At 38.8% G+C, this 15226-nt stretch carries 13 protein-coding genes; all 13 read right to left on the minus strand.

Features of this window, described 5'->3' with window-relative positions; all coding sequences use genetic code 11:
• Positions 1–51: 51 nt before the first annotated feature.
• Entirely contained in the window at positions 52–1863 is a 1812-nt protein-coding gene (locus MB09_RS03765; protein ID WP_045079542.1) for an efflux RND transporter periplasmic adaptor subunit, read from the minus strand.
• A 110-nt stretch (positions 1864–1973) separates the two neighbouring features.
• On the minus strand, positions 1974–2456 hold the full coding sequence (locus MB09_RS03770; RefSeq protein WP_045079543.1) for a DUF305 domain-containing protein: 483 nt from the start codon (positions 2454–2456) through the stop codon (positions 1974–1976).
• Between the two features lie 20 nt (positions 2457–2476).
• Complete coding sequence (locus MB09_RS03775; RefSeq protein WP_045079544.1) at positions 2477–3190, minus strand: PepSY domain-containing protein; 714 nt, start codon at positions 3188–3190, stop codon at positions 2477–2479.
• A 33-nt stretch (positions 3191–3223) separates the two neighbouring features.
• Positions 3224–4447, minus strand: a complete 1224-nt coding sequence (locus tag MB09_RS03780; RefSeq protein ID WP_045079545.1) for a permease — start codon at positions 4445–4447, stop codon at positions 3224–3226.
• Positions 4448–4500: 53 nt separating this feature from the next.
• Positions 4501–5061, minus strand: coding sequence for a potassium channel family protein (locus MB09_RS03785; protein WP_045079546.1), 561 nt, complete (start codon positions 5059–5061; stop codon positions 4501–4503).
• A gap of 432 nt (positions 5062–5493) precedes the next feature.
• On the minus strand, positions 5494–6054 hold the full coding sequence (locus MB09_RS03790; RefSeq protein WP_045079547.1) for a DUF3347 domain-containing protein: 561 nt from the start codon (positions 6052–6054) through the stop codon (positions 5494–5496).
• A 20-nt stretch (positions 6055–6074) separates the two neighbouring features.
• On the minus strand, positions 6075–6527 hold the full coding sequence (locus tag MB09_RS03795; protein ID WP_045079548.1) for a heme-binding domain-containing protein: 453 nt from the start codon (positions 6525–6527) through the stop codon (positions 6075–6077).
• Positions 6528–7130 carry a DUF3347 domain-containing protein gene (locus tag MB09_RS03800; RefSeq protein WP_045079549.1) on the minus strand — a complete coding sequence of 201 codons (603 nt, stop codon included), beginning with the start codon at positions 7128–7130 and terminating at the stop codon, positions 6528–6530.
• Between the two features lie 58 nt (positions 7131–7188).
• On the minus strand, positions 7189–7575 hold the full coding sequence (locus MB09_RS03805) for a DUF302 domain-containing protein (RefSeq protein ID WP_045079550.1): 387 nt from the start codon (positions 7573–7575) through the stop codon (positions 7189–7191).
• Between the two features lie 4 nt (positions 7576–7579).
• Positions 7580–7768 (minus strand): SHOCT domain-containing protein, encoded by a 189-nt coding sequence (locus MB09_RS03810; RefSeq protein ID WP_045079551.1) that lies wholly within the window; start codon positions 7766–7768, stop codon positions 7580–7582.
• Between the two features lie 18 nt (positions 7769–7786).
• Complete coding sequence (locus MB09_RS03815; RefSeq protein WP_045079552.1) at positions 7787–10117, minus strand: multicopper oxidase domain-containing protein; 2331 nt, start codon at positions 10115–10117, stop codon at positions 7787–7789.
• 65 nt (positions 10118–10182) lie between these two features.
• Entirely contained in the window at positions 10183–11418 is a 1236-nt protein-coding gene (locus tag MB09_RS03820) for a TolC family protein (RefSeq protein WP_045079553.1), read from the minus strand.
• Positions 11418–15191: an efflux RND transporter permease subunit gene (locus MB09_RS03825; RefSeq protein WP_045079554.1), complete on the minus strand. Its 3774-nt coding sequence runs from the start codon at positions 15189–15191 to the stop codon at positions 11418–11420. Before MB09_RS03825 ends, MB09_RS03820 begins: the two co-directional genes overlap by 1 nt.
• Positions 15192–15226 lie beyond the last annotated feature (35 nt).

Consider the following 15226-nt stretch of genomic DNA (forward strand, 5'->3'; position numbering starts at 1 on the left):
AAGATTGCTCTATGGTCTTATTCAGATTACTTGATTAATCCGTATTTCATTTTATTGTAATGTTGCTTTTACCTCTCCACAGGTTTTCATAGCCTCTCCATAATATGGGTTTCGCACCTCTTTTTCTAAACTTATCCAATAAGCACCCTTATCGTTATCTGCCATTGGACAAAACTGGATATATACATTTTCGTTAACCCCAAAAAGTTGCACACTACTTATCATATGCGCAGATAGATGCTTAAAATGTCCTCTTTGCGTTGCGATATCTGAACTGTTCTCAATAGCATTAGCAGAGGTCTTTAGTTCTTTCTGAATGGTCATCCAATGGTTATGTGCTTTTTCATCAGATAATAATTTCATATCTACTTTTTTCAAGGATTGGTTTATTTGGTTTCCTGCTTCTTGTGCATTTTTGGCATCATCATTTACCAATGCATCTTTTAAAAGGATATAATCATCAAAAACCTGTTTTAACTGATTTTGAAATTTGTTTGATACTTCAATTCTTTCGTTCATTTCTGTATGATTGGTTTTATTCATTTTATCTCCAGTATTATTTTTATCTCCCTCCATTCCCAAATGTCCTTCGTGGCCTGTCATTGTTTTGCCGCCTGTTGCATTCATCATACTTTTTTTACCTTGTAGTTGTGCAGCAGCATCAACTGTAAATGTTCCGTTTGTAACTACCTCTTCGCCGTTGGAAAGGCCTTCTGTAATAGTATAAACATCGCCGTTTTTATTTCCCAAGGTTACTGCTCGCATTTCAAAAACGGGTTCGTTGGGATTGGTTTTTACATACACTAATGAGCGTTCGCCTGTCCACATTACCGCAGTAGCCGGAACGGTTATTTGTGTTTCCATGTTATCACTACCTTTTGTCATTGCCACTTTTGCAGTTACAAACATTCCTGGCTTTAAAATATCTTCTTTATTGTTCAATGTGGTCCGAACCGAAACTGTTCTGGATTTCGTATTTAAAACTGGGTCAATAAACGAAACAGTTGCCTCAAATTCCTTGTTGGGATAAGCGTTGGTAGTAACAGTTATTTTCTGTCCTTCCTTTAATTGTGAAATTTGACGTTCGTAGGCATCAAACATCGCCCAAACGGTTCCCAAATCGCTTACTTTTACAATGGGCTGGCCTTGCTTTACATAGTCGCCTTCTTCTGCTATTTTTTGGGAAACTGTACCCGAAACCGTGGCATATATTGGAAAATTTTCCCGCACTTTGCCAGAGCTTTCAATTTGATTGATTTGGGTTTCAGAAAGTTTCCATAGTTTCAATTTGTTGCGGACAGCTTTATACAATGCAGGTTGTGATTCCTTCATACTTGCTGCTGTCAACAATTCCTGCTGTGCGGCAACAAGTGTTGGTGCATAAATAGTTGCCAATAATTGCCCTCTTCGCACTTCCTCGCCTGTGAAATTGACGTTAAGTTTTTCAATACGGCCTTCAAAATAACTTGCTTGAACTGCATTGGCCTCTTCGTTCGCCATAATCTTTCCTGAAAGTTGTATTGTATTTTCATCTGTTCCTGAAACATTTCCAACAATGGTGGTTTGGATATTCGCCAATGCCATTGCATTGTCGCTCATTTTTATTTCGTTCATTGCGAGTCCTTCTGCGCCAGTTTCGGCGGGAATTAAATCCATTCCGCAAATTGGGCAGTCGCCTGGTTCGGGTTGCATAATCTGTGGGTGCATTGAACAGGTCCACATTTGTTTTTCCATTGTGGAATTCTCGGTCATATCAGAAACGTTTTTGGTGTTTGCTGAACCTTCTGCTGAACGGCCAAAAAAGACGTAGCCCAAGACCAAGCCTATGGCCAAAATTGCGATGTAAATGATGTATTTTTTCATAATAGTTATAATTAAGTAGGTCTCGACTACGCTCGACCAGACAATTTATCTGTACGAACCTAATAGGTTTTATCCCGAAGTTTCGGGACTATTAGGTTGGATATTCAACATTATTTTGCTGCTTGCAAACGCTTTATCATATCTTTCATTTCCCCTATTTCTTTACGCTGTGCCTCGATAATATCATCTGCCAACTTTCTGACTTCTGGGTCTTTGATATCTGCTCTTTCACTTGTTAAAATTGCGATGGAATGATGGGGAATCATTGCTTTCATCCAGAGTATGTCGCCAATGATTGGGCTTTGAGCTCTAACCAAGCCAAGTGCGCCGACAAACAAGATTAAACTTCCCAATAAAATAGCGATGTTCTTTTTCTTGTTTTGATACATTTTACGCGTAAAAAACCACATTATGATTGCCATTGCCGCAATACCCAAGCAACTCATATAGAACCGTGTTAGGCTAAAATAAACGTGGTCAATTGAATAAGTGTTAAGGTACATTGTAATGTACATTGCAATAAATGAGGCGGCAAGCATCAAAATGAATTTTGTGTAATTGCCTTTGCTTTCGTGTTGATTTGAATGTTCCATTGTTTTCGGGTTTTTAGTTATTATTTACTTATTTTCTTCTTCTTTATTTTTCTGATTGTTGGCGATGATATGTACCATAGCAGGAATCCGCTTAACACAGTAATCAATCCCAGAAGCGAAAATGCCCTTAATACAATAGTATTAAAGTTGTCGCGCGTGTCATAGTCCATTGTGTGGGTCATCCATAAAAAATCGAACCAACGCCACGCTCGATGCCTTACCGTCTGGAATTTTCCGTCGGTTACCGATATATAAGCCTTCAATGCCTCATCTGTATCATACGAAATAACGTAAGCTGGCAATAGTTTTTCCCGATATTCGTGATAGTCGTCCACTTCGGTTATTTTTTTGATGTTTGCCACTTTTAAACCTTCTTTCATATAATTTTTGGCTACCGACAAGGCTTCTTCTTCCGAAATATCTTGTTTTGCTTCCCCAGTTTTTGCACTATACAATTGTTTATTGTTAACCCAATAATAAGGCTCGTTGTTGATGTCCCTAATTTCGATACTTCTTATGCCTTCGGCATTATGCATTTCTGAAGGACTTATTAGATTGTTGAATGTTTTTGGCACATAATCCAGGTTGCGAAATTCGTCGCCGTGGATGTCGTCTATATTCGTCCAACTGAAGTACATTCCGCTGATGGTCCAAAACAAGAATTGAATCCCCAAAAAGAGCCCCAAATATCTGTGGGTCTTTCGTATTTTGATTGCTGTTTTTCTGTTGACCATAGTCATAAATTAGTTTTGTTTAATTAAAATCATTTAGTTCACAAAAAATTTAACTATCAATCCTCCAGCAAGCCAAACGTAGCTTACCAATGCAGCATATTTAAGTATATTTTCCAAAAGTTGACTTTTGGGTGCCATTTCCTTCATTTGTTTTACATCTTTCCTTTTGAAAAATCCGAGATATATTAAAAAACCTGAAAGTGCCAAAAAGGCTATGTTTAAATAGAAGGTATAATCTAATTTAAAGTATTCGCTATTTTGAATTTTTACTTGTGATGGGTCTGGAAGAAGGCTCAAAAAATCGAATGAATAATGCAGAATAAGTGATGCGCCAATCAATGCCATAAACAGTAAAAACAGGATGAAGAGCGACATTTTCCAACCATAATATTTGGCATTGATACGCAATATTGGAAAAACGACCAAGTCACTAAATATGAATGCCATAACACCTGCAAAACTTACACCTTTACCAAACAGCAACGCTGCTAATGGAATATTTCCCATAGAACCAATAAACGTCAAAAATGCTGCAATAGGCCCAACTATTATATGTTCTAAAATTTCAAAAAATGTAAAATCGGTCTTGCCATTCCCACTATTGATGAATAAGGTTTGAAAGAACGAATCGGGGACGAAAGCCGCTACGATTCCTGCAATAGTAAAGCCAACGGTTACGTCCTTCCATACCATTTTCCATTCCATTCCGTATTGTTTGGAAACTTTTGCCCAACCTTTTTCAGATTGAATTTTCTTTTTCCACGACTTTGATTCGTCCATATCATCGTCGTCCTTATCCTTTAGATTTTTTCGGGCGTTTTCTATGAGTTTTTTTGGGTTTATCACTCGTATCAATAGCCACGAAATGAGAATCAATAAAATTCCGCCGACATATTCGCCCACTATAAATTGCCAACCAAGAAAGATGGAAATGATGATACCCAGTTCAATAACCAAGTTGGTGGAAGCCAATAAAAAGGCAATTGACGACACAAAACTTGCGCCTTTTTTAAAAAGGGATTTAGTTGATGCCAAGGCCGAAAAGCTGCACGAACTGCTGATAAAGCCGAAAAATGTTCCGAGTAAAACACCTTTACCTTCATTTTCACCCATCGTTTCTTGCATCTTTTTTTCGGTTACAAAAACCTGAATCATACTGCTTATAATATAGCCAAGTGCAAACGCCCAAAGTGCCATCCAGAAAAATCCTGTTGTTGTGAAGGCTGCTTCTGCCCACTGTTTTAGAAAATCGTTCATAGACTAATGGTTATTACTTTTAGTACTTTCATAATTTTAGTTTTGAAGGTTGGTTATTTATTGTCAACGTGTATTCTATTAATGTTAGCAATGCCAAAGACAAGGACCAAAAAGCTCAAGAAAATTTCCATCATCACTAAAATTTTCCCCGAGATTGAAATCGGCACAATATCTCCATAGCCAACCGAGGAAAAAGTTATCAAACTGAAATAGATAAATTCAAAAAACTGAACCAAAAATGAACCATTTAGCGTTGTACTCGACTTGTAATTTTCAGGATTCAAAATATACAAAGCGTGATAATCTGCCGTGAAAGAAAAAATAATCAAAACAATTAACACAGCAAATAATGTTAAGACGTGCGCAAGCTGGTGGCTTTCGTCTATAATTTTAGCCAACTGTATGAACGTGAGCCGAACTATAAAAATGGTCTTGAATAAGGCCAAAGCCACAATTAAAAGAGACAGAAATAAGCTGTCGGAATCCTCACCAGCCCATAGAGTATAACTTAAGGATAATACAATGACTATACTTGCAGTAAGTAATACCTTTTTAAACAGTTGTTCATAAAATCCTGTATTTTTAGATGTTTCTATCGTGTTCTCTATAGCCATTTTTACTTATTTTCTTATCTAAATAATTGAAGTGCCAACGCACCACCAACTATTAAGATTAGTATGGTGCATATTATATAATTGAGCCATTTTTTAACAACTGACTTTTCAGTTGTGTTTTGACAATCGTCTTTGCAACATTCTTTCAATGTTAAATTTTTTTTTTTAAAATTCTATTAACAATACTTGAAAATGAGAGGCAAACTTCTATTAACTAATACACCAACCAATATGTTTACCCCTCAAAATCAAGCACACTTCTCTTCTTCATATTTCTCATTATGCCTGCACGCGGGAAGAATTTCACTAACTATTAAACTTATTTTCCTTCCCACGACAGGACTTGAAAACCATTCATATGCCAATATCATCATACAACCTTCTGTTAACTAAAAACCAGAACATTGAAAAGATTTTTTTAACAAGGAATATCTATTGAATAGTTTTTTGAACTTTCCCACATTTTAGCATTTTACTGCCGTAGTAAGGGTTTCTAACTTCGTTACTTGTACTTAACCAAGCACTTCCTTTATCATACATTGGACAGAATTGCTCATAAAGCGTATTTTTTGTCCCTGTAATAGCAACCATATCTGTAATATCTTTGCTCAAGGTTTTGAAATGCTCACGTTGATGGTCTATGGGACTTTCAGAAATATGTTCTGCGTGTTCGGTGGCATCTTCTATAATATCGGCAAGTTCTTTTTGTTCTTCTTTGGTATAACTTTTCGTATCAAAAGCCTTTAGTGAGGCCATTAGTTTAGTTCCAGCTTGAGCTGCTTTTTTTGTATCATCGCCTACCAATGCATCTTTCAGCATAAAATAATCGGTAAGAACTGCTTCAGCCGCTGGATTCATTTTGTCCATTTTCATCGAACTATGGTCCCTTTTCATATCGCCGTGCTCGTGGCTCTTTTTTTCTTTTTCCTGTGCGTTGGTAAAAGAAACTGCTAACAATAGCATTGCTGCTATACTCATTTTTAAATTTTTCATCTTTTTTTATTTTAAATTAATTATAAACTATCTTTTAATTGTGTTATAAAACTGATTAATTCTTCTGTTTCTGCTTCTGAAAACTTTGCGTCTTTATGTATCAAAACGTAAGAATTCAAAGGCATTTCTCCGCTTTCAATCTGCTTGATAATAGACCTCAACTTACTTGCCTTTCTCCGGCTTGACAATGAATCCCATTCGTTGAAGTTAAGTTCAGCTTTTCCTTCTTTAATATGGTCTTCCAAAAACCAGGCAACAGGTTGAATTTTATTATACCAAGGATATTGTGTGTTATTACTGTGGCAATCATAGCAGGATGTCTGTAACTTATTTTGAATAGTTTCTGGGACATTATTGACCAGCATAAAATCGGTTGATGGAACAATGTCACTATGGTTGCGTGTAGTGGGAACAAATTGAATCCCTACAAACGCTAACAATACTATTATTGCTATGATTTTTACTATCCTCATTTAATTGATTTCCTTTTGAACTTTTCCACAATTCAACATCCTACTTCCATAATAAGGATTCATTACATCTTTACTGGTGCTTAACCAAGCACTACCACCATCGTACATTGGACAAAACTGCTGGTATAAAGTGTTTTCTGTTCCAGTAATGGCAACCATATCGGTTACATCTTTACTCAATATTTTAAAATGCTCTCTCTGATGGTCAATGTCACTTTCAGAAATATGTTCTGCGTGCTCTACAGCATCCTCAATGATATCTTTTAAATCGGATTTTTTGGGGTCTGCATATTTTGAAATGTCAAGATTGCCGAAACTTTTTGCTAGCGTGGCACCAAGCTCTTTTGCTTTAGCATTATCATCTGCTACCAGAGCATCCTTAAGATTGAAATAGTCATTTAATACCATTTGCGAATTGCCATCTCCGGTCATAGCCATTTCTTTTTTATCGTCATCGTGATGACCATCACTGTTATCGTGATTCATTTCTGAATGGTCTTCATCAGTGCTATTTTGTTCTTTGTTGTTGTCTTTACAAGACATTACTGTTACGGTTATAAATGCTATCGCAATTATACCTAATGTTGATTTTAATTTGCTCATTTTGTTTTAATTTAAGTTTGTGTTTATTAATTATTATTACTGCTTTTTGACAAGGGTCTTATAATTTCTCAATGACGTTTTCAAGCATTGCAGTTATTTCACTGGCAACCTCGTTCAATCTTTCATTTTTTACAGCCTGCATTGATGCCATTGGGTTTACGGCCGCAACTTCAATGATACCTGTTTCGATTTCCTGTACTATAACATTACAGGGCAACATCGTTCCAATCTTATCTTCTGCCTGTAAAGCTTTGTGGGCATAGGGAGGATTACAAGCTCCAAGTATCCTATATTTTTTAAAGTCAATACCCAGCTTTTTCTTTAGTGTTTCTGTTACATCAATTTCTGTTAGGATTCCAAAACCTTCTTCCTTTAATCCTTGTGTCACTTTCTTGATGACCTCTTCAAAAGTTCCATTGATTGTCTTATTAAAATAATAGTTCATATTTTTATTTTTTTAAATTAATTCCTTGTTTTCTCTCTTCATATTCTTCCTTGGATATTTCGCCTTTGGCAAACCGTCTGTTCAAAATTTCCTCTGGACTTTCTCTCTTGAGGATTTTGCTTCCCTTTTTATCTGCATATAGGATAATCCCCAAGACAATTACTCCCAAAACAATCATCCACGCGTACATCATAACTTTAGTTTTTAACTATTAAAATCTCACGGATAAACCACCACCTGCACCAAAACGGTTGTCGTAGCTCGCCATCAATGAGAAGTTTCGTGATAGGAAATATTCGATACCTGCGTTCCAAACAACTTCCTTTGTAAAATTGTCGTCAGCTGGAAGGTCATTTACCCACCCAAAATCTGCTTGGTATTCATAACTGCCAAAAATGGCCGTTCTTGGGAAAATGAGGATTTCACGGCTCAAACTTATCTGTGGACGCAACTTGTTGTCAATACGCACATCGAGATTGAATAGATAGGGCGTCAAAAATCGGACCCCAGCAATGGCTGTAGTAGAAAGTTCATCCAAACTGTCTTCCATTTCATTCTCGATATTTACACCACCAAACACCCTTAAATAATCGTGCAGATAACGTTCGTAGGTTATTTCTGCTTCCAAATTTTGATTCCAACCATACTCGGCCATTATATTGAACTGGTTGCGAATGTTTGAAGTTACAAAGTTAAATTCCGTCATATGCGATGCCGCATCCACCATTGCCCAAGTGTAATATTTATCTGCCTCGGTAATCAAACCGCTTATGGGATATCCGTTCAAACGGTCATCCCTCGGCGTGTCATAGCTCATAACCCTTGCCATCCCGCTCATCATATGATACAGGATGTGGCAATGGAAGAACCAATCGCCGTACTCGTTACCGTAGAACTCAATGGTCACTTCGCCCATTGGAGGAACGTTGACCGTATGTTTTAATGGCGAATATTCTCCATTCTTGTTGATGACCCTAAAAAAGTGGCCGTGAAGGTGCATTGGGTGGTGCATCATCGTGAGGTTGTTAAGTGTAATCCTGGTAACTTCCTTATGGTTTATTTTAATCTGGTCGGTTTCCGAAAGGGGTACTCCGTTCATACTCCAGATATAGCGGTTCATATTTCCGGTAAGGTTCAATAGGATTTCCTTTACTGGAATATCTTTAGGATAGGTTGTTTTTTCGGGCGATTTTAGGTAATCGTAATTATATTCTGAAAACATTTGCATTCCCTCCATATCATCCATTTCTTTTTCATCCAAATCCATTTTGGAATGGTCCATTTTCTTCTTACTTGTGGAATCTTTGGACATATTCATATCCATTTTTTCATCTTTCATTGCCATCTTTGAGTGGTCCATTTTGGAATGGTCCATTGACATTCTGTCCATTTGCATCCCATATTCCTCTTTCATCTCATAGCGTTCATCTTTCTTTGGCTGGAATTTTAAGGCGTGTGCTCCCATTTTCATATCCATCTTTGCCATTTGCTGCATCATTTTTATCTTGTCTGGCCGCGGAACTACTTCCGCAGGTATCACTTTACCATTTCCAATAAAGGCAGTTGCCGTGCCCGACCCATCCTGTGCCATTGCACGGAACTCAATTTTGCCATTTTCGGGGATGGTGACTATAAAGTCATAGGTTTCAGCGATGGCAATGAAGGTTTTATTTTTTTGGATAGGTGTTACATCCAGTCCATCCGCAGCAACCAATGTGGGCATTTCACCACCAAAAGTCATCCAAAACTGGGTAGAGGCCGAACCGTTGATGATGCGCAACCTCACTTTTTCGCCTGTCTTAAAATCGGGATATTCGGGATTTTGCTGACCGTTTACCAAAAAGGCAGGATAATAAATATCCGCTATATCGGCACCTTCCATCCGTTGTCGCCAAAAATCAAGCTGTGCACCAAACGCTCCACGGCCTATTACTTGGTTCAATGGTGTTGACGTTCCTTTTTTCATTCCGTACCATTCGTTGCCACGCTTTAGGTTTCGTAGTACATTCATCGGTTTTTCGTTTGTCCAATCGGAAAGCATTAAGACCAAATCTGTTTCATAATCCAAGATTTTTTCTTTTGGATTAATAACAATAGAACCAAAAACACCGCTTTGTTCCTGCAACATCGTGTGCGAATGGTACCAATAGGTACCAGCCTGTGCTATTGGAAATTCATATTTGAAAGTTTCGCCTGGGCGAATGGGCGGTGTGGTCAAATAGGGAACACCATCGAAAAAATTTGGGATGATTATTCCGTGCCAATGGACGGAAGTTTCTTCATCCATTTCGTTTTTCACATAAATGACGGCGTATTCGCCTTCTGTAAATTCCAGAATTGGGCCTGGAATGCTTCCATTTACCGTCATTCCTTTTACATCTTTTCCAGCTTTATTAACCATTTCTTCCCTGATGGTCAAGGTATATTCGCGAATAGGACGGTTTTCAGCATTTCCTTCTTTGGATGGTTCAAAAATGTTTTGGCTAAAAACAGTTTGACATCCCATTAACATTAGAAGTAATATGTATTTTAATTGTTTCATTTTTAAATATTTTTTTTATAATTAATCTAAATCTCTCAAACCTCTTATCTCTTTAAATCAAAGTTTTAATTGGTTAAGTAATTTATGATTGTTGATTGAACATAATAAGTCTTGACCGATTCTATTTGGTTAATCTGAAATTTCAGTTGCAACTCTTGAATGTCCAAAACATCATTGAAATCAATCGTTCCTGTTTCATAATTTTTGATAAGAATTTCTTCGGCATCTTTGGCTTGTTTTAGGTTTTTGGATTGTGTATCGTAACTTATTCTTGCGGAATTTCTATCATAAATTGCTTTTGAAAGCATAGTTTGCAAGGCATTTAACCGTTCTTCTTTTTGTGAAGTGATTTCTTGCTGTTTCAACTGGTTCTGCTTGGTCTGGCTCTTGTATTTATTGTTGAAAATCGGTATGGAAAGCGTTACCATCGGCATCAGTATATCCTTGCCGTTATCTATAGGATTCATATCGGTTCGTTCTGAAACTGGGATATAGTCCAACCCAAAACCGATCATTGGGCTGCTTTCTTTTTTATTTAACAGTTCCGACTTTGAGACGGATTCGTAGAGCTTATCATATTTGGTAAGTTCTGGATGTACTTTTAGGTTTTCCTCGGAAATCATTTCGGTTCCTAAAGGCATTTTGGGTTCTGAAACTACTACCACAGTCATATCACTTTCTCTATTCAAGAGATTGTTGAATACAGCCTGTTCAGCCAAAAACTGCTGTTGCAGGACTTCCTTGGACTGCTCCAATTCATTCTGCCTAATCTGCAATCGCAATACGGAAACTGCCGATGCCTTGCCCACTTCCAGAGACGTCAATGCCAAACGTTCGTAAGTTTCCAACAATTGAACGTTCTTTTCCAACACTTCCTGTTTAGCCTTGTTCGCCATTAAGTTGTAATAAGATTGAGAAACCGATAGGACGAGTTTACGTTTGGCAATGACCAGTTCTTCGTATTGTGCAGCTGCCATAGAATTCATATAATTTTCCCTTGCCGTAATGGTGCCAAACCAGGGAATCATCTGTTTCAATGAAAATCTTGCACGTTGGGCCCCGACCCTTGTTTCTGGTTCGCTCACAAAATAGCCTGCACTTACCTCTGTGTTCGGCAACCAATTGGCCTCATTCACTTTTTCGGCAGCAATGCCATATTGAAACTGAACTTTTTGAATTTCGGGGCTGTTGGCAATGGCTTCGTCAATATAGGTCTTTAAATCTTGACTGTAGCTATTGAGAGCCGAAAGACATATTCCCAAAAACAAGACGAATTTTATATGTATTTTACCTTTTTTCATTATTCAATAGTTATAGGTTTTGATTCGTTTTTCAGCCTCTTCTTCGCCATCCGTTCCTTTTTCCAGCTATAAAGCACGGGCACAAGGAAATACGATGTGGTATCGAGCAGCATTCCGCCGAAGATGGGAATGGACATCGGTATCATAATATCACTTCCTTTTCCTGTGGAAGTCAAAACTGGCAAGAGTGCCAAAATGGTCGTGACCGTTGTCATCAAGCACGGACGGATCCGTTTTGAAGCCGCTTCCAACGTGGATTTTCTTATTTCCGCCTTATCCGTTGGGTCGTTTTTATCGAAGGTTTGTGTAAGATAGGTTGCCATTACCACACCGTCATCAGTAGCGATTCCGAAAAGCGCAATAAAACCTACCCAAACTGCCACACTCAAATTGATGGTTTTTATATTGAAAAGGTCTCGTAGGTTTTCGCCAAAAAAGTTAAAATTCAAGAACCAATCCTGGCCATAGAACCAAATCATTACAAAACCACCTGCAAAGGCGACAGTAATCCCTGTAAACACCATTAAGGTGGTAGAAACCGAACGGAACTGGAAATACAATATCAAAAAGATGACTGCAAGTGCCAAAGGCACAATGATGGATAGTGTTTTTTCTGCACGTAATTGATTCTCATAAGTTCCAGTAAATTTATAACTGATGCCCTTTGGCATTACCAACTCGCCACTATCAATTTTTTTCTGAATAAGTGCCTGTCCATTTTCCACGACATTCACTTCGGCAAAACCGTCCAATTTGTCAAACAGCACATAGCCCACCAAAAAAGTATCTTCACTTTTGATGACTTGTGGGCCTTGTTCGTATTTAATGGTCGCCAACTCACTCAAAGGGACAGGACTACCTTTTTCAACAGGAACATAGATATCTTTCAAATCTGACGGGTCGCCACGTAGTTCCCTTGGATAGCGCACCCGAACGCCATAACGTTCCCTGCCTTCCACGGTTTGGGTCAGTACCATTCCGCCAACGGCTACTTTCAGCACATTTTGAACGTCCTCGATGGTAATTCCGTAGCGTGCTAATTTTGTTCTATCAATATCTATGAGCAAATAAGGTTTGCCCACGATGCGGTCTGCAAAAACGGCTTCCTGTTTTACGCCTTCGGCCTGTTTCAGTATATCTTCCAATTGTACCCCAAAGGCTTCAATCTGTTCTAAATCCTGACCTTTAACCTTTATGCCCATTGGTGCGCGCATTCCGGTTTGCAACATTACCAAACGAGTTTCGATGGGTTGCAATTTTGGAGCTGACGTAACGCCTGGCAATTTCGTAACCCTTACGATTTCGTTCCAAATATCATCTGGAGAAGTAATTTCTGGTCGCCAGTTTCGGAAGAACTCGCCGTCGTCATCCGGAATCAATTTTTCTGAAGATACATCGACAGTAACAGACACTTTCTTGCCATTCCTTCGTGCATTTTCTGTTTTTTTAGGGCCCACGGGATTATTAGGGTTTTCAATTAGACTACTATCCTTCTTTATAAAAAACCCATCGTCATCTACCCTAAAGCGTTGTCGCTTCCCTTCTTTCAACATATATTCCTTTTTATATTGAATGACATTTTCGTACATTGACAAAGGTGCAGGGTCGAGTGCGGATTCCGTCCGGCCCGATTTTCCGACTACAGTTTCGATTTCGGGTATGCTTGCCACGGCCATATCCAGTTGCTGTACTACACGTTTGTTCTCTTCAACGCCTGCGTGGGGCATAGAAGTTGGCATCAACAAAAATGAGCCTTCATTGAGTGAGGGCATAAACTCCTTGCCCGTATTTTTGAAAATGATAAAACCAAAAATCAACAAGGCTGTTGGAATGGTCAAGAACAAAAGTCTGTTTGCGAGTGCCCATTTTAAAATTCGGGTATAATATTTTTGGAAAATGGAAAAAACACCTAAAAGACCAAAGCAGATAATGCCTACAAAAAGTAGATTCCAAAACACGCTTTTATCGACTCCTAAAGGTCGCCAATATTCTGCCAGAAGAAAAACAATAGCAGCTACGGAAAGGTAGATATTAATAAGGTTTGAGCGTTTGTGGGACACTTTGTCGCGCTGCTTTGCAAATGCCACAAGACCAAATGCAATCAAAATAACACCTATCCAATGTGCGAAAATTACTGCTATAAACCCAGCCAGAATCAAAAGGCTATTGATACCGTAATTGGTGTTTTTATGAATGTTCCTGTTTTTAAAGAAAATCGCTGCGAATGGCGGAATTATAAAAAGCGCTATGATTATGGATGCTGTAAGCGCAAATGTTTTTGTAAAAGCCAAGGGACGGAACAATTTACCTTCGGCACCAATCATCGTAAATACAGGGATAAAACTGATGATTGTGGTCATTACGGCAGTCACGATAGCTCCCGAAACTTCTGCCGTGGCGTTGTAAACAACAGTGTTTATCGGCAATTTTTTATCATCCTCATCCAGATGCCTGATGATATTCTCTGCCAGAATAATACCCACGTCCACCATTGTGCCAATGGCGATGGCAATACCCGAAAGTGCCACGATATTTGCATCTACACCAAAGAATTTCATTGCAATAAAAACCATCAGCACTGCAACGGGCAAAAGTCCCGATATTAAAATGGACGCCCGAAGGTTGAAAACCATTACGATGATGACCAAAATGGTAATGAGGATTTCCAAAGTCAATGCTTCGTTGAGCGTTCCAAGGGTTTCCTGAATCAGTTCGGTACGGTCATAGAAAGGAACAATGGTTACTTGTGAAGTTCTACCATCGGCCAGTACTTTTGAAGGTAATCCTTTGCTCAATTCCGCAATCTTTTCCTTTACATTAGTGATGACTGCCATCGGGTTTGCGCCATAGCGCGCCACAACGACCGCTCCCACAACTTCTGCCCCTTCCTTATCCAAAATGCCACGGCGGGTGGCAGGACCAAGCGTAACATTGGCAATATCACTAATCTTTATAGACGTGTAATTTTCAGAGGTTACAACGGCGTTTTCAATATCGGCCACAGATTTTACATAACCCAGACCACGCACGAGATATTCGGCCTGGTTTATTTCCAAGGTCTGTGCGCCAATATCCCTGTTGCTTTCCTTTACCGATTTTACGACTTGGGCAAGCCCGATGTTGTATTGGCGCATCAATTCTGGATTGACGTCTATTTGGTATTCCTTGACGTAACCACCGATAGATGCCACTTCTGAAACACCACTGGCAGATGCCAAGGCATATTTCACATAATAATCCTGAATACTCCGCAATTCTTGTAAATCCCAACCACCTGTAACGTTGCCATCTTTGTCCCGCCCTTCTAGCGTGTACCAAAATATTTGCCCCAAGCCTGTGGCATCTGGACCCAAAGCTGGATTAACGCCATCTGGCAAAAGACCACTTGGGAGGGAATTGAGTTTTTCGAGGATTCGGCTTCGGCTCCAGTAGAATTCGATGTCCTCTTCAAAAATGATGTAGATGCTCGAAAAACCGAACATTGAGGAACTGCGGATAGTTTTCACGCCTGGAATGCCCAATAATGTGGTGGTCAATGGATATGTAATCTGGTCTTCAATATCCTGTGGTGAGCGGCCGTCCCATTTGGTAAACACAATTTGTTGGTTTTCGCCAATGTCCGGGATGGCATCCACGGCCACAGGGTCACTGGGCAAAAATCCAGTATTCCAATTAAAAGGTGCGTAAACCGTCCCAAAACCCACAAAAGCAATAAGTATAAGGGCGGCAACGAGTTTGTTTTCTATAAGAAATTTGATGCTTTTATTCAGCATAGAATTGATTATTAAGTAATTATAAATCTTGTGAA

Source organism: Aequorivita vladivostokensis (assembly GCF_000952855.1).
Lineage (GTDB): Bacteria > Bacteroidota > Bacteroidia > Flavobacteriales > Flavobacteriaceae > Aequorivita > Aequorivita vladivostokensis.